Consider the following 14,470-nt stretch of genomic DNA (forward strand, 5'->3'; position numbering starts at 1 on the left):
CGGCTCCGGCAGCGCCAGCACACCGGGGCGGGCGGGTGGAAGAAGCGGGCACACGTGTGGCACCGCATGATCAGTAGCTCGCCGGATCTGCCCCCGGTCCAGAATGCTTCCGATCCCGGTGCGGGCGGCGCGACCAGTCGGAACGGCGGCCGCTCGTACGTACCGGTCACGAGGCCGGCCGGTTCCGTCTAACCGCCCGGACCATTGGGCCATTTGAGCAGCGAGCCACCGTCGACGCGGATCTGCTGTCCGGTGATGTAGCGACTCTCGTCGCTGGCGAGGAACACCCCGAGGTTGGCGATGTCCACCGGCTCCACGTAGGGAATCGGCATGGCCTGGAAGAGGGTGAACAGCGGCTCGGCGTCTTCGCGGGTGGCCTGTTTGCCCTGTTGCGTCAGGTCCGGGCGGAACATGCTGTACATCCCGTCGTTCTGAAGCAGGTGGGTGTTGCAGTTGGTGGGGTGAATGGCGTTGACCCGAATCATCCGCGGCGCCAGGTGCATACACATCTCTTCGACATATTCGATGATGGTTCGCTTGCTCCATCCGTACCCGCGCCCTCCGGGTCCCATGTTCGGGTTGTCGGTGGTGCCGCGGATCATGCCCGCCGTCGAGCCGGTGACGATGATCGACGAGCCGTCTGGCAGGTGGGGAATGGTGACGGCCAGGGTGTTCATCACGCCGAGCAGGTCCACGTCGCTGGCATCGACAAAGGCCATGGCGTCGTGCGGGCGGCCCATGGACATCGGCAGGATGCCCGCGTTGGCCACGACGATGTCGATCTTGCCGAGGTCGGCCACCCCGGCTTCGACCGCATCGCGCAACTCGTTGCGTTCCCGGACGTCGGCTATTCGCGCGACCACTCGACGGCCCAGTTCCTTGACCGCCCGCTCCGTTTCGGTGAGGTCGTCGGGTGTGGCAAGTGGATAGGGGTTGGATTCGATCTGCCGGCAGATGTCGACCGCGATGATGTCGGCGCCCTCTTTGGCCATCGCGACGGCATGAGCGCGGCCCTGCCCGCGCGCCGCACCCGTGATGAAGGCGACCTTGCCGTCCAGCCTTCCCGCCATACAACCCTCCAGAGTTAAAAGCATTGTCCGCGAATGCCGTAGCGAACCTTGTGTCGAAGCTAAGACCTCTTCTTTTGCGAGTCAATAGCTTGGGACAAATATTTGGTTATCCAGTGGTCTTGGTTGATGAAGCGCCTCCCCCCGTGGTCACATCGTCGGCGCCGTCACGGTGGTCAGCGTCGGGTCACGGGTGTCCATGATCGCGTCGAGGTTGCCCGCGATGTCTTCAGCGGTGATCCCCTCCTTGAAGAAGCCGCGGCTGCACACCACGGCGATACGTGACACGGCGCCCATGCCGATCTGGAGCACTTCGCCGTTGAGCAGGCACGAGGGGTGCGCCAGGAACGCAGCCGCCGGCGCGCACAACTCGGGCGGCATGCTGGCGTTGATCTGATCCATCACTTCTGACGTCATCGACATGACCGCCGCAACCTTGTCGGAGTGCGCCGCGGACAGACGGGTAAGAGCCCGCGGTGCAATCGCATTGACTCCGATGCCGTACTTCGGGCCTTCGGTCGCGAGGTTGCGCGTGAGGCCGAACACCGCGCCCTTGGCAGCGCCGTAGCTGCTCAGCTCGGGGATGCCGCCGAGCATGGCCTCCGAGATGGTGTTCACCACACGCCCGCTCCCCGACTCGACCAGATGAGGCCACGCCGCCTTCGTCACGAACACGGTCCCCAGGTAGTGCACGTCGAGCATGGCGCGGAACTGGTCAGCGGTCAGGTCCTCGAACAGTCCCGGATCGTGAATGCCTGCGTTGTTGACCACCGCGTCCACCCGGCCGTAGGCGTCGAGGGCGGCCTCCACGATCGAAGCGGCCCCTCGCTCGTCGGCGACCGACGCGTGGCACGCAACGGCCCGCCCGCCGGCGTCGGTGATCTCGCCTGCCACGGCGTCGGCCGGCGTGTGTGAGGTTCCGCCTCCATCGATGCCGCCGCCGCTGTCGGCGACCACGACCTGCGCGCCCTTCGCGGCAAGCAGCAACGCGTGCGCGCGCCCGAGGCCGCGGCCCGCGCCCGTGACGATGACGACTCTGCCGTCAAAGTTCAGCGCAGTCATGTCTACTGCGCCGGGTAGGCGACGGATTTGACCTCGGTGTACTGGCTGAATCCCACCAAGCCGTTCTGGCGGCCCACGCCGCTGTCCTTGTAGCCGCCGAACGGCGTGTCCGCGCCGTAGCCGGCAGTGCCGTTGAGGCCGATGAACCCTGCCCGCAGCCGGCGGGCTACCGCAAGCGACCGGTCCAGCGAGCTCGACATGACGTTTCCGGCAAGGCCGTACACGCTGTCATTGGCGATGCGCACCGCGTCGTCCTCGTCTTCGTAGGGGATGACAACCAACACCGGCCCGAAGATCTCTTCCTGTGCGATCGTCATCGCATTGTCGACATCGGTGAAAAGGGTCGGGCTCACCCAGAATCCCTTGTCGAATTCGGTTGGCGGCTCGGTGCTTCCGACCAGCATCGTGGCCCCCTCATCGACTCCCTTTCGGATGTAGCCGAAGATGCGGTCACGCTGCTTCGCCGAGATGACGGGCCCGCAGAGAGTACTCGGGTCCTGTGGGTCGCCGGGTTTGATGTTCTCGTAGATCGCCCGCAGGATGGCGACGCCCTCGTCATAGCGGGATCGCGGCAGCAGCATCCGGGTCGGGGCGGCGCATCCCTGTCCCGCGTGCATCAGTGGGCCGATGCCGATCAGGCAGGCCGTGTTGAAGTCGGCATCTTCCAACACGATCGTGGCCGACTTGCCGCCGAGCTCGAGGAAAAGCCGCTTCATGGTGGCGGCGCCCTTCTCCATGATCCGTTTGCCCACCACCGTCGAGCCGGTGAAGGAGATCATGTCCACCTTCGGCGACAGGGTGAGCTCCTCGCCCACCAGGTGATCCGACGCCGTCACGACATTGACGACGCCCGGCGGGATATCGGTCTTCTCGGCGATCAGACGGCCCAGCCGAGTGGCGTTGAACGGGGTGTCGGGTGCCGGTTTGAGTACCACCGTGTTACCGGTCGCCAACGCCTGACCCAGCTTGTTGATGGTCACTTCGAACGGGAAGTTCCACGGGGTGATCGCGCCCACCACACCGACGGGTTCGTGCCACACCTTGCGGGTGGTGTTCACGCCGGTGACCGATACCACGGTGTCGCCGAGATCGGTCTCCCACGGGAAGGTCTCGATCAGCCGGGCCGGGTATCTCAGCCCGTCCGCGAGCGGGGCGTCCAACTGCGGACCGTGCGTGACCGCACGCGGGGCGCCCGCCTCCCTGATCAGCTCATCACGCAGATCTTCGACCTCACCCACGATCGCCTCGTGCAGCTGCTCCAAACACCGTTTGCGCAGTTGACGATTCGTCGACCAATCGGTCTCGTCGAATGTTCGGCGCGCCGCGTCGATCGCCCGGTTCATATCCGCCTTGGAGGCATCGGCGACTTCGCCGAGGACCTCTTCATTGGCCGGATTGATGTTGGCGAACGTTCCGGACTCGCCGTCGACCAGCTTGCCGTCGATCAACATCCTGGCCTCGAACGTGGCCACCGATACCTCAGCCATCCTGCTCACTTCCTTGTTCGGGTGCCGATCGCGGCAAGACGAGCCAGCAGCGGTTGTGGGAGCACACGGGCCGCCACCGTCATCGCCCGCTGTGAAGCGGTGAGCGGCACCGCCCCGCCACGCATGGCGCCGTATCGCGGTATGCCCATGACGATCCGGGACATGTGATGCATTCCGCTTGCCGGAAGCAGGCGATTCGATGCCAACAACATCGAGGCATCCGGACCGACCCCGCGGCGGCGGAACGCGCCCCGGTCCGCCAGCGCCCCCAGCAATCCGTCGGTGAACTTCTCCGGCGGCCGGGCAAAACTCACCGCGAATCGCCCACGACGGTCCATCGTGGTGTGCAACCGCGCATACGGCCCGTCGAAATCGCGGCCGTCCGTGGTGCCCGCATCGGTGATGATATCGGTGTCGTAGGTGCCGGTGACCAGAACACTGACCCCCAGACCGAACGGACCGATCTCGCCGGCCATCGACTCACCCCACCGCTCGAGAGCACCCTTGGCCGCCGAATAGGCTGCGATTCCCGGCTGCCCGCGCACGCCACCGGCGCTGGACACCATCACGATGCGGCCGCGGCCCGCTGCCCGCATGCCGGGAAGCAGCGCCTTGGTGAGGGCGACCGGGCCGAACACATGAGTGGCGAACATGCGCTGCCACAGGTCGGTGTCGGCCTCCTCCACCATTCCCGCAGCGGAGATTCCGGCGTTGTGCACCAGGCCGTAGGGGGCGCCGATGGTCTCTTCGATCACCTTGGCGGCAGCGGTGATCGAGGCGCCGTCCATGAGATCGAGTTGGACGCCGATCAGTCGCTCGTCGTCGACGTCGGCTCCGGTTGCCTGCCTGAGCAGGGGCATGCCCCGCTCGGGTGAGCGCATCGCGGCGACCACCGTCCACCCCTCGCGGTAGAGGCGCACGGTCGACGCGAAGCCCAGTCCGCGGGAAGCACCGGTGATGACGACCGTACGTGGCGCGCCGGCGCCCCGGCGGGTGTCAGCCATGTACGTTCTCGGGCGCGCACGCTCCCTGCCCCGGTGGCGGCGGCACCACGTCGGGACGTCCGTGCGGAACGCCGCTCTGCCAGGTGGCCCACTTGCCAACGGAATACGGCCCGACAGCACCCGCCTTCTCGTAATAGCCCTGCGGGTCATACACCTTCGCCTCCGGATACGGCCACGGGCAGGCGACGGAGGTCGCGGCATGGCTGATCTTGATGGCGGCGAACCATCCTCCGTAGGCGAAGTAGGAGATGTTGATGATGACGAACATGACCAGGAAAGTGCCGAGCTTTGGCCTGCTGGTAAACAGTTTCGCCTTGGCGGAGAGCTTCTCGGCGACAGATTTGCCGGTGTCGTCGCGGTAGCACAGGATCGCCGCGGGGACCATGACGAAGCAGACCGAGAACGATTCCCAGATCAGCGGAAACTGGAACGTGGTGCCGGCGAACACCGAACCGAACGGGATGACCTGCGAGTAGATGTACATGCCGGTGCGCACCAGAAAGATCTCAAGACACGCGTCGAAGATGAAGCCGATGACCAGCGCGAGCAGACCGAGGCTGATCAACGGGTGCCGCGAGACGAAGGCGTCGGGACCGCTCTTCGCCTGTTGCCTCCGCAGTATCCACACCGCCGGGAAGTACGGCGCGAAGTAGAACATGACATAGCCGAAGACCAGGAACGGCTCGACCGTCGGCGACAGCATGACCAACGGCCACGATTCGGGCCAGTGCAGCAGCTCCGGGTTGTAGACGGCGAACGGGGCCCAGTTCATGATCGGGTCCTGCCACACGATCAGCGTGGTGCACAGGAACATCAACATGATGGGGCTGCCGGGATTACGCCGCCAGCCGATGATGAAGATGACGATCAGCGCGATCAGCGCGATCACGGTGCCGACCTCGTGCAGATAGATCCAATGGTCCCACCCGAATATGAAGTGCACCGGGCGCGGCCGGCCTTCCACGTTCGGATTGGCGATCCGTGGATCCAGGTACCGGCGTGAAGACAACGCGAAGAAGGACAGGAAGGCGACGACGGCCAAGAACCCGGCCCACCCTCCCCAGTTGATCTTGCGTTCTGGGATGCGTTGGGATCCTCGCTCCGCAACCGCCGGGCTGTTGATGGTCATCGATTCAGTCCTCTCCGAAGCGATCGACTAGGTGCGAATTCACTCCGTCGGCGTCCAGCTGTCGCGCTACCAGATACCCGGCGCCCATCCACGCACGTCGTGTCCACTTACCCAGCGACACACGGGTTCCCGGTGCGCCCGAGGCGGCGGGCATCATCTTGACCCGCTCAAGTGCCTCTTTGACTCCGCGCGGACTGAGCGGGTGCGCGTCGGAGAAGGCACGCACCAACGTCGCAGCGACATCGTGGTTGACCACCGAGACGCAGTACTCCGGGCGGCTGCCGTCATACCTCTTGGCGTAGCGATCCAGCCACGCCTGGCCCACCGGGTTCCCCTCGTCGTACTGGTCGACTCCGATCCAGCCCATGAACGCCTTCCACATGATCGGGTTGACCCAGGCGTTCTGGAAGGCGGTGCTGGTGAATCGGGGCGGGTCCCAGTCGAGGGCCTCCAGCGCGGGATTGATGAACACGATCCCGAAGCCGAAGCCCAGATGCATGATCGCCTGTGCCTTCGCCTCGTAGAGGGTCTGTACGGCGGCGTTGATGTCCTGTGCGGTCTGGGCGATGGCGGCTTCGGCCACAATGCGAACACCCTTGCGCGCACAGGCACTTCGGAGGTTCTTGAGGTAGCTCTCACCGATGAGGCTCTGCTCGACCAGCACTCCGATCTCGGTCAGCCCGCGCTTGGCCGCCAGGTCCACCATGAAGATCGGCTCGTCGGTCATCGACCCCTGCGGGAATGAGAACGTCCATTCACCGAGGTAGTCGTCGGTGCCGGTCACGCTCACCGAGGGAACGCGGAAGCGCTCCTCGATGGCCTCGCGCATCGGGACGCAGTTGTCGGTGATGAACGGGCCGAACACCACCAGGCAGCCCTCGTCCACAAGTTCGCCGTAGGCATCGATGACCGCCTTCACCGATCCTTTGGGGAGGCCCTCCACTTCCTTGTAGATCATCTCGATGGGCCGATCGATCAGGCCCTGCTGCTGCGCCTCTTCGAAGACCAGCTCGAAGGTCCGGGTGAAGGACGCCATCAGTTCCTCGGGAAAGCCCGGTGGCAGCGTGAAGTCCATCAGGTAGCCGACCTTGATGGGCTCAGCAGTGCCTTCGTAGGACATCTGATCTCCTGGAATCCGCTTTTCAGGGAAAGGGTTTGAAATTTTTGCTACCTAATATTTGTTCACGACCCTAACTCCGGGTCAGGGTGAGGTCAATGATCACCCTGGCCGGATCCGGCCAGATAGACGTCGATCATCTCCGCCAGACCACGGCCGACGACCGCGTCGTCGGTCAGCGGACCCGCGATCGCCGCGAGCGCGGCGTCTCGCATCGACAACCCTTCGGCGACAAGTCGTCCCGCCGCGATAAGCACGCGCGTCGAGGCCACTTCGCGAAGCCCGCCGGTCTCCAGGCGGCGGACCGCCTGCCCCAAGCGCACCAACTCCGCAGCCACCGAGGGCGCGACGCCCGCCTCGTGGGCCACGATGCCTTCCTCGACCTCGGGCGTGGGGTAACCGAATTCGATGGCCACCATCCGCTGCCTCGTGGAGTCCTTCAGGTCCTTCAACACGCTCTGGTAGCCGGGGTTGTACGACACGACGAGCCCGAATCCGGGCGCGGCGTCCAGCGTCACCCCCAGCCGCTCAATGGGCAGCTGCCGACGGTAGTCGGCCAGCGGGTGCAGGACCACGGTGGTGTCCTGGCGAGCTTCGACCACCTCGTCGAGGTAGCAGATGGCACCTTCGCGCACCGCACGGGTCAGCGGCCCGTCGACCCACACCGTTTCATCGCCGCGCAGCAGGTAACGGCCGACGAGGTCCGCGGTTGTCAGGTCGTCGTGGCACGCGACAGTGATCAGCGGCCGGCCGAGATCGTGGGCCATGGCCTCGACGAACCGGGTCTTTCCGCAGCCGGTCGGACCCTTGAGCACCAGCGAAAGCCCTTGCCGGTAGGCCGCCTTGAAGACGATCGCCTCGTTTCCGACGGGCTGGTAGTAGGGGCGCTCGTCCACGGGCAGGCACACGTCGGAGCGATGGTGGTCGAGCCCCTGCGCTACCACTCAGCTACCGCCGGGTCGGGCTGACATGAATCGTCTCTCCGGAGAATTGGCATGGCGACCCTTCCCTTTCCGCGTCGTTGCAGTGGATGGCAGCATATCGTGGAACAGATGTTTGGTTCAAGGGGCTGATCGTACGACCTGACGTTTGACCTCCGCGGCGCGGACCGCCGAGCGGAACAGCGGTCCGATGACACCGGTGAGCTGATCAGGCCGGCTCACCATGGCGTGAGCGGTACTGCCGAAGACGCTTCGAAGCGACGCGGCATCGACGCTGGCCCCCACGGTCAGGCACACGCAGCCGACGCCGCGTCTGCGGGCTTCAGTCAGCGCCCGACGTGCGTCGGCCGCGCCATAGACGCGTTCGTAGCCGTGGTCGTAGGCCAGGCCGTCTGAGAGCACGACGAGAAGTCGCCGCGAGGTGCCGCCACGCTCCTCCAACACCGCGGTTCCGTGCCGGATGGCGGCACCCAGCCGTGAATACGCCGAGGGCTTCAGGCTGTTGAGCCTGCGCAGCACCTGACTGTCGAGGTGGTCATCCATGCGCTTGATCCGCAGGAAGTTGACCGCCGAACGACCGTGGGAATTGTATGCGTAGAGAGCGACGCGATCGCCCAGGTCATGCAGTGCCACCATGAGGTTGGCCGCGGCGACGCGCTGTTGCTCGTGCACGGTCTTGCCCACGGTGCCGGCCTCCGCCGATGATCCCGACACGTCGAGCAGCACCAGGACCGAGAGGTCGCGGCGGCGCCGCAGACTGTCGAGGTACACCGACTCATCCGGTACCGAGCCGACCATCACCTCGACTCTGGCCGCCACGGCGGCGTCGATGTCGATGTCGTCGCCCTGGGGCTGACGATGGCGGCGGTGCAGGGCCATCCCCAGCCGGGCTAGCGGTCGTCGTACCGCGATGGCGTCGTCGATGGCGGCCGAAGCGGAAGTCTTTACCGGCGTTTCGATCTCGCGGACGGTGCACCAGTCCGGGCGGTAGCTCTTACGGTTGACGTCCCACTCCGGATAGGTCCGGCCGCCGGCCTTGGCATCCGGGCCCTCCTCGGCGGCGACCGCGGCCGACGACGCGACGGCGTGGCCGCCCCGGTTGGCCGAATTGGTGCGATGGGTCGGCGAATCCGCTCCCGGCGGACCCCCTCCCGAACGGCCGGCGCGAGTGGACGCCAGCATCTTCTTGAGCCACTTGCCGATGAAGCCGCCGCCACCGACCGGGCTGGTGAAGAGATCCGGACCATCCTCGCCGGGTGACTCGCCGTCGTCGAGCTCCTCGAGCTCCTTATCGCTTTCGCGCCGCGGGATGTGGCCGACTTGATCGTGGTCCACCGTTTTCGCCGTACGCCCGATGACGTCCAACAACCGCTTGGGCCGGATAACACCGAACTGCGCGGGCGCGTCCTCGACGGGCGCCGGACCGGTCGCGATCGCCAGCGACGCCAGGGGCGAGTCGCTTCGGCTCGCCACGTCCACATCGGCCAGCGACGCCAGGGCCCCGGGCAGGACGTCGGCGTTGGCCAGCAGAGCACGGTGCCCCTCGACGGCGAGATACCGCCTCGCCACAGCGCGCTTGCGCCCCAGCGCCGTGACGATGTCCGCCTCCAGACTGCCCGCCGCGATCAGGGAGGCCTGAACGGCAATCGCCTCCAGGAGCTCCCGCTGCGAAGCCGCGGCGTCGACGAAGATGCTCTGACCGTCCGTCCAGGGCGGCGCATCGGGTTCCTGCGGCGTGACGACCACCGAATGGCCGGCCAACGCCGAGGCGACGACCGAGAGCCGGGCAAGTCGATCGTCCTCAACCACCGAATACCTCCGCCGGGGATGCCGATCACATGATCGACCAAATATCTGGTCCACGGTAGAGGTGGCGCCGGGCCGCAGTCAATCACCGCCGTATCGCGGAACGCCCGGCGCAATGCCACGAAGATCGCGGCGACCTCGGTAGACTATGCCGCTCAGGGCGTCTTCCGCCGCGCCAAACCAGCGCGCGGTAGACCTCACCGAGGCCACGAGGGAGTCGATGACGGTGGGTCCGAAAGGGCGGGATCTCACGCGCGGCGCGTCGTCCACCGACGCCAGCAGGCGCACCGAGATTCTCCAGACCGCGAACTCGGTCATCGCAGCGTCGGGACTGCGTACCTCACTCCAACAGATCGCCGACGCCGCAGGCATTCTCGCCGGAAGCCTCTACCACCACTTCGACTCGAAGGAAGCCATCCTCGTCGAGCTGATCCGGCGTTACCACGCGGACCTGGACGCTATCGGAGAAGCCGCCCTGGCGAGGCTCGATGAGCCCGACCCCCGGCCGGTGCCCGAGCAGATCATCGAGCTCGGTCGTGCCATCGCACGCTGCGCCGTCGAGCACCGCGCCGCGCTGCAGATGTCGTTCTTCGAGGGCCCGAGCGCCGACCCCGAGTTGATGGAGCTGACCAGGCGCAAACCCGCCGCCGTCCAAGCGGCGATGCTGCAGATCCTGCGCGCCGGCCGGTGGAGCTCCTACATTCGTCCCGAACTCGATCTGCCTACCCTGGCCGACCGGATCTGTCAGACCATGCTCCACGTCGGACTGGACGTCATCCGGCATCGATTCTCATCCGATCAGGTCGCGACCCTGCTGTGTCGCGTCCATTTGCAGGGCCTCGCAAGCGAAGTGCGGACCGACGACTCACTCGACCGGTCCGGTGCGTTCACGGCCGCCGACCGCATCATCAACTCGTGGGGTGACGACGAGGACGAGGTGGACGACAAGGCCGCCTACGTCCGGGCGGTGGCGCGGGCCGAGTTCGGACGCCGCGGCTATGAGATGACGACGATCCGCGACATCGCATCGGCCGCGGGCCTGGGCACCGGCACCGTGTACCGGGCCATCGGGTCCAAGGACGAACTCCTGATGTCGATCATGATGTCGTTCGGACACAAGGTCGGTGGCGGGTGGGCCGAGGTTCTGGGATCCAAGTCCACACCGATCGAGAAGCTCGACGCGCTCGCTTGGCTGAATATCAATGCCCTGCACCGTTTTCCCGACGAATTCCGGATACAGCTGGCGTGGTTGCGCCAGATCCCGCCCGGTATCGCCGAGCCGGCGTGGTCTTACACCACGCGCGTTCGCGAGATGAAGTCGTTGCTCTCCGAAGGCATCAAGTCCGGTGAGATCAGGATTGACACACCGACGGTCGACATGCTGGCGCGCTGCGTTATCGGTATTCAGTGGATTCCCGAGAACATCCTGTCCGAACTGGGCATCAGGGCATCGCTCACCCTCGACCGCGACACGGTGCTGTGGGGCGTGGCGATGCGCGACGGTTGAGGGTTTGCTCCCCGGCCCGACAGACGCCGTGCATCAACGCCCCAGGATGTCCACGTGGCCGTCATCAGACGACGATCAAGCGGAGTCCGGGATCAATGGCGCGCAGGTCGGCCGGATCAGAGGTCACGACGGTCTGATCCTGATCTCTTGCGTGTAGCGCCACATGGACATCGACGATGTCCGGATGCCCACTTCGCCCACATAGCAGCCCAACGGCCCGCGCCGTCATGTCGTCGAGCGGCGGCACCTGCACCAGAGGGTCACCAAGCAGGCGAGCCACCCGAGCCTGCCGAGGCCCTCCCCGCCACGACTGGGCGACCACCCCAGCCGGAACCGCCAACCCGATTCCGTTCTCCACCGCCCGCCGCAGCAAGGCACGAACCCGTGAGTCGCCACGTTCAAGAGCGAGCAGTGCTCCGGTGTCCAAGGTCAGCCCAGTGAGCTTGGCACTCTTCGCCATCAGAGGCCCAGCGCCTCGTCCGCCCAGACGAGATCATCCTGGTCAACCGAGCCCAGCTCGCGATCGAGGTCGTCCAGCAACCGAGCGAGACTGTCCTCCCGTTCCGCACGGGCCACAGCAGCGCTGATAAACCCCGACACCGACGCCGCCCGTCCCTGATCGACTGCGCGACGGATCGAATCGACCTGCTCGTCCGGCAAGCTCACGGCGATCTTCTTGGTCATACTGAGAGAATACCGGGTGAACCCCTCACGAGGCCGGTTCCGTTCCAAGCGGCTGGCCGACCTGGCGCGGATGGTCGGCCAGCGGGCCATGCACTCGCCACCTCCGCGCTCGACCTCACCGCGCTGAGTGTGGGCGACCTCCTGCGCCTCGATGACGCGATCCTCGCTGAGCTGCGGCGGCGCGAGCTCGTCCGTACGAACAACAAGCCCGACGGGCGATGCGTCCAGGTCAAGGCGATGGGTACGAGAACTCCACCGCGCCACGTCACCGACAAGCGTCACGGCGATGTCGTACGTCGATTACCCGGACAACGACAACGTCCTCATGAATCTCGTAGACGACCCGAAACGCGCCGCGCCGCGCCGACCAGCGGTCAGCCAACTCCTCACGCAAGCGCTTGCCGACCCGATGAGGGCTCTCCGCGAGCGGACCGCGAATGAACTCCCAACACGCCGCGGCAACGACCTCGGGAAGCTCCTCGAACAGACTTCGCCGAGCGCGTCGAGTCAGTTCGACTCGGTAGGTCATTAAGTGATGGTGCCCTTCGCGCGGAGTTCGGCCTCCACCTCGTCCAGCGGGTAGACACGACCAGCGGCGATATCGGCGTCTGCCTCACGGATGGCCTCCATCGCTTCGCGATCACCCAGAATCTCGAGCGTCTCCATGATCGAGTCGAAGTCGTCGGCGCTGATCAGCAAGGCGGCGCGACGCCCGTTCTTGGTGTGGATGGACGTGGGCTGGGCAACCCTCGGATCTCGATCAGGCGCAACGCCGCGACTGGCCTTCCAGCGGGTTCCACCAAACCACGTCACCGATAAACGTGGTGACAAGCGCGGCCGTCTACGACTCTGCTGCAGCAGACCACGGATCTACAACCGGCACGCCCCTGCCATCGAAATCTGCGACATTCCTTGTGACAATGGTCAATTCGTGCAGGATGGCGGTCGCGGCGATGAGCGCGTCGCGCTCCGGGCTGGGATCGGGAACGTGCAGTCGGGTCGCGTGCCGCGCAACGGCGAGATCGACCGGCAAAATGCGCGCGGAGAACACGTCGAGCACGTCGTTTTCCAGCCAACCGCGGAGGCGTTGGGATTGCTGACGATCCCTCCGCTCCAGACGCCGGATCCCGACCTCGATCTCCATCACGGTGATGACGCTTATGAACAGGCCGGAAGCTCGCTGCTGCCCAACCCACCGTCGCACGCTCGGATCAGCCAGCCGCCTGGACTTGCGCAGCTCACTCAGCACATTCGTGTCGAGCAGATATCTCACAGCTCAGGCACCCGCAACCCCAACTCAACTGGCGTCGGCTCGAAGTCGATGTCGTCATCCATGCTCAAACGGGCAACCAGGTCCCGGTCGTCGTCGCGCAATTCCCGATAGGACTTGATTGACAGGAGCACATACGCGGGCTCGCCCCTGTCGGTGATCACCACCGGACCGCGGTCGGCGGCCCGTTTGGCAGCACTGACATCGCGATTGAATTCACGTGCCGAGATCGTCGACATCCCAATCACCTCATGGTAGGTACGTTCCTACATTATGCGTCGGTCATCCACCGGCGGCAATCCCTTCAACTGCTCCAGCCGGATCCCAGGTGGGAGCTGCCACGCTGTCTACCGTCGTCCACTCCCCGGGGAGAGTGCCGCCCGACGGCCTGAACGCGACTCACTGATCAGCATCTGTAGTCGAGGCACGAGCGTGTCGCGAGCCGTAGCACCATAAGACCTGCCCACGTTCTCACACCGCCGTAGCAACATGACACCTTGCGCCCCAAGCTGAATGGGTACCCGCACAACATCGAACAGCCCGTTCATCCGGCGTCGGCGCTTGCGGAACTTCACCATGAAGCGACAGCCGATGCCTAAGGCCACCAGCACCACCAAGATCCATAGTGACGCTGCCACGACATAGATCACCTCGACCACCGCCATGACGACGAGCGTCCATTGCTGCAGTCGCGCTGAGGTCTCAGGCAAGACGCATATCGGCCACGAATTCGAAGCGGTGGCAAGGCCACCAAAATTCTTGGACTGTCCAACCACTACACGTTGAACCGGAACTACACCACGTCCACGTCGAGCCCAGAGTAAGCCGTCCGAATCTCGTCTACGACATCGGTTCCCAACGCTCGGACTTCACGCAAAGTTGGCTGTCGACCGTTCACGTGAGCGACGAAGCGAATTTGCTCACAGACGGACTTGGCGGGAACCTCGTAGGCCTCGGCCAGCTCGCAGTCGACATCGAACACAAGAAAAATCGCACTGTCGAAATCAATGCTTCTGAACGGGCTGAACTTGGCGGCGGGACCGGCTGCTCGACCGCCCATTGCCTTGACCTGGATCCGACGGCCGTCAACGGTCGTGATGTCGTGTGACTTGGTGGAGTTGGGCTCTAAGACACCACCTCGTGCCCGCCAGACGACGCACTCGGCAATATCACCGAGCGGCTTGTTGTTCGTTCGAACCAGCCCTCTTCCGCGCAATTCCGCAGTGATGGCAAGTTCAAGCCGAAGCAAGTCTCGCACGCCGAGCTTGCCCAGCTCGAAGTCAATTTTCGCCATCGACTCCCCCAAATTTCCTGTTTCAGCGCTCAGGCTTACGAATCCAGGGCGACCTTCGCTGGTTCAAGTCGGTCACGAAACTTGATCAGGGTTAGGACTCCA

16 protein-coding genes and 1 pseudogene are annotated in these 14,470 nt (G+C 65.1%); 1 reads left to right on the forward strand and 16 read right to left on the reverse strand.

All coding sequences use genetic code 11. The features are described from left to right. Window positions 1-5: 5 nt before the first annotated feature. From AWC16_RS25735 to AWC16_RS16630, 9 genes and pseudogenes are all read right to left on the reverse strand, one after another. Window positions 6-170, reverse strand: a pseudogene (locus AWC16_RS25735) (zinc ribbon domain-containing protein); the annotation flags it as partial. Between the two features lie 18 nt (window positions 171-188). Continuing rightward, a complete protein-coding gene (locus tag AWC16_RS16595; RefSeq protein ID WP_085265841.1) occupies window positions 189-1,070 on the reverse strand; it encodes a mycofactocin-coupled SDR family oxidoreductase in 882 nt (293 codons plus the stop codon). Window positions 1,071-1,217: 147 nt separating this feature from the next. After that, on the reverse strand, window positions 1,218-2,129 hold the full coding sequence (locus AWC16_RS16600) for an SDR family NAD(P)-dependent oxidoreductase (protein WP_085265842.1): 912 nt from the start codon (window positions 2,127-2,129) through the stop codon (window positions 1,218-1,220). Window positions 2,130-2,131: 2 nt separating this feature from the next. Continuing rightward, window positions 2,132-3,616 carry an aldehyde dehydrogenase family protein gene (locus AWC16_RS16605; protein WP_085265843.1) on the reverse strand — a complete coding sequence of 495 codons (1,485 nt, stop codon included), beginning with the start codon at window positions 3,614-3,616 and terminating at the stop codon, window positions 2,132-2,134. 5 nt (window positions 3,617-3,621) lie between these two features. Beyond that, window positions 3,622-4,620: an SDR family oxidoreductase gene (locus AWC16_RS16610; RefSeq protein ID WP_085265844.1), complete on the reverse strand. Its 999-nt coding sequence runs from the start codon at window positions 4,618-4,620 to the stop codon at window positions 3,622-3,624. Next, window positions 4,613-5,773 (reverse strand): spirocyclase AveC family protein, encoded by a 1,161-nt coding sequence (locus AWC16_RS16615; protein WP_409370632.1) that lies wholly within the window; start codon window positions 5,771-5,773, stop codon window positions 4,613-4,615. The genes AWC16_RS16610 and AWC16_RS16615 overlap by 8 nt, the downstream gene beginning before the upstream one ends. Beyond that, the gene (locus AWC16_RS16620; protein WP_085265846.1) at window positions 5,754-6,869 is read right to left on the reverse strand and encodes an ABC transporter substrate-binding protein; all 1,116 of its coding nucleotides are present in this window, start codon (window positions 6,867-6,869) and stop codon (window positions 5,754-5,756) included. The genes AWC16_RS16615 and AWC16_RS16620 overlap by 20 nt, the downstream gene beginning before the upstream one ends. A gap of 92 nt (window positions 6,870-6,961) precedes the next feature. Further along, on the reverse strand, window positions 6,962-7,768 hold the full coding sequence (locus AWC16_RS16625; protein ID WP_409370631.1) for a CbbQ/NirQ/NorQ/GpvN family protein: 807 nt from the start codon (window positions 7,766-7,768) through the stop codon (window positions 6,962-6,964). Window positions 7,769-7,927: 159 nt separating this feature from the next. Then, window positions 7,928-9,616 carry a nitric oxide reductase activation protein NorD gene (locus AWC16_RS16630; protein WP_085265848.1) on the reverse strand — a complete coding sequence of 563 codons (1,689 nt, stop codon included), beginning with the start codon at window positions 9,614-9,616 and terminating at the stop codon, window positions 7,928-7,930. 217 nt (window positions 9,617-9,833) lie between these two features. Between AWC16_RS16630 and AWC16_RS16635 the strand changes: the two genes are divergently transcribed. Further along, a complete protein-coding gene (locus AWC16_RS16635; RefSeq protein ID WP_085265849.1) occupies window positions 9,834-11,120 on the forward strand; it encodes a TetR/AcrR family transcriptional regulator in 1,287 nt (428 codons plus the stop codon). 64 nt (window positions 11,121-11,184) lie between these two features. Here the strand turns inward: AWC16_RS16635 and AWC16_RS16640 are convergent, their stop codons facing one another. The 7 genes from AWC16_RS16640 to AWC16_RS16670 all read right to left on the reverse strand — a co-directional run bounded on the left by AWC16_RS16640 (window position 11,185) and on the right by AWC16_RS16670 (window position 14,368). Continuing rightward, on the reverse strand, window positions 11,185-11,580 hold the full coding sequence (locus AWC16_RS16640; RefSeq protein WP_085265850.1) for a type II toxin-antitoxin system VapC family toxin: 396 nt from the start codon (window positions 11,578-11,580) through the stop codon (window positions 11,185-11,187). Further along, window positions 11,580-11,804: a ribbon-helix-helix domain-containing protein gene (locus tag AWC16_RS16645; protein ID WP_085265896.1), complete on the reverse strand. Its 225-nt coding sequence runs from the start codon at window positions 11,802-11,804 to the stop codon at window positions 11,580-11,582. Before AWC16_RS16645 ends, AWC16_RS16640 begins: the two co-directional genes overlap by 1 nt. Window positions 11,805-12,069: 265 nt before the next feature. Next, window positions 12,070-12,333 carry a type II toxin-antitoxin system RelE family toxin gene (locus AWC16_RS16650; RefSeq protein WP_085265851.1) on the reverse strand — a complete coding sequence of 88 codons (264 nt, stop codon included), beginning with the start codon at window positions 12,331-12,333 and terminating at the stop codon, window positions 12,070-12,072. Continuing rightward, window positions 12,333-12,617: a type II toxin-antitoxin system Phd/YefM family antitoxin gene (locus AWC16_RS16655; RefSeq protein WP_234812310.1), complete on the reverse strand. Its 285-nt coding sequence runs from the start codon at window positions 12,615-12,617 to the stop codon at window positions 12,333-12,335. Before AWC16_RS16655 ends, AWC16_RS16650 begins: the two co-directional genes overlap by 1 nt. Window positions 12,618-12,645: 28 nt before the next feature. After that, on the reverse strand, window positions 12,646-13,077 hold the full coding sequence (locus AWC16_RS16660; RefSeq protein WP_085265852.1) for a type II toxin-antitoxin system VapC family toxin: 432 nt from the start codon (window positions 13,075-13,077) through the stop codon (window positions 12,646-12,648). Further along, a complete protein-coding gene (locus AWC16_RS16665) occupies window positions 13,074-13,313 on the reverse strand; it encodes a type II toxin-antitoxin system Phd/YefM family antitoxin (RefSeq protein WP_085265853.1) in 240 nt (79 codons plus the stop codon). The genes AWC16_RS16660 and AWC16_RS16665 overlap by 4 nt, the downstream gene beginning before the upstream one ends. Window positions 13,314-13,867: 554 nt before the next feature. Next, on the reverse strand, window positions 13,868-14,368 hold the full coding sequence (locus AWC16_RS16670; RefSeq protein ID WP_085265854.1) for a DUF6998 domain-containing protein: 501 nt from the start codon (window positions 14,366-14,368) through the stop codon (window positions 13,868-13,870). Between the last annotated feature and the right edge of the window lie 102 nt (window positions 14,369-14,470).

Origin of the sequence: Mycolicibacter longobardus, assembly GCF_002102265.1 — a bacterium.
Classification (GTDB): Bacteria; Actinomycetota; Actinomycetes; order Mycobacteriales; family Mycobacteriaceae; genus Mycobacterium; species Mycobacterium longobardum.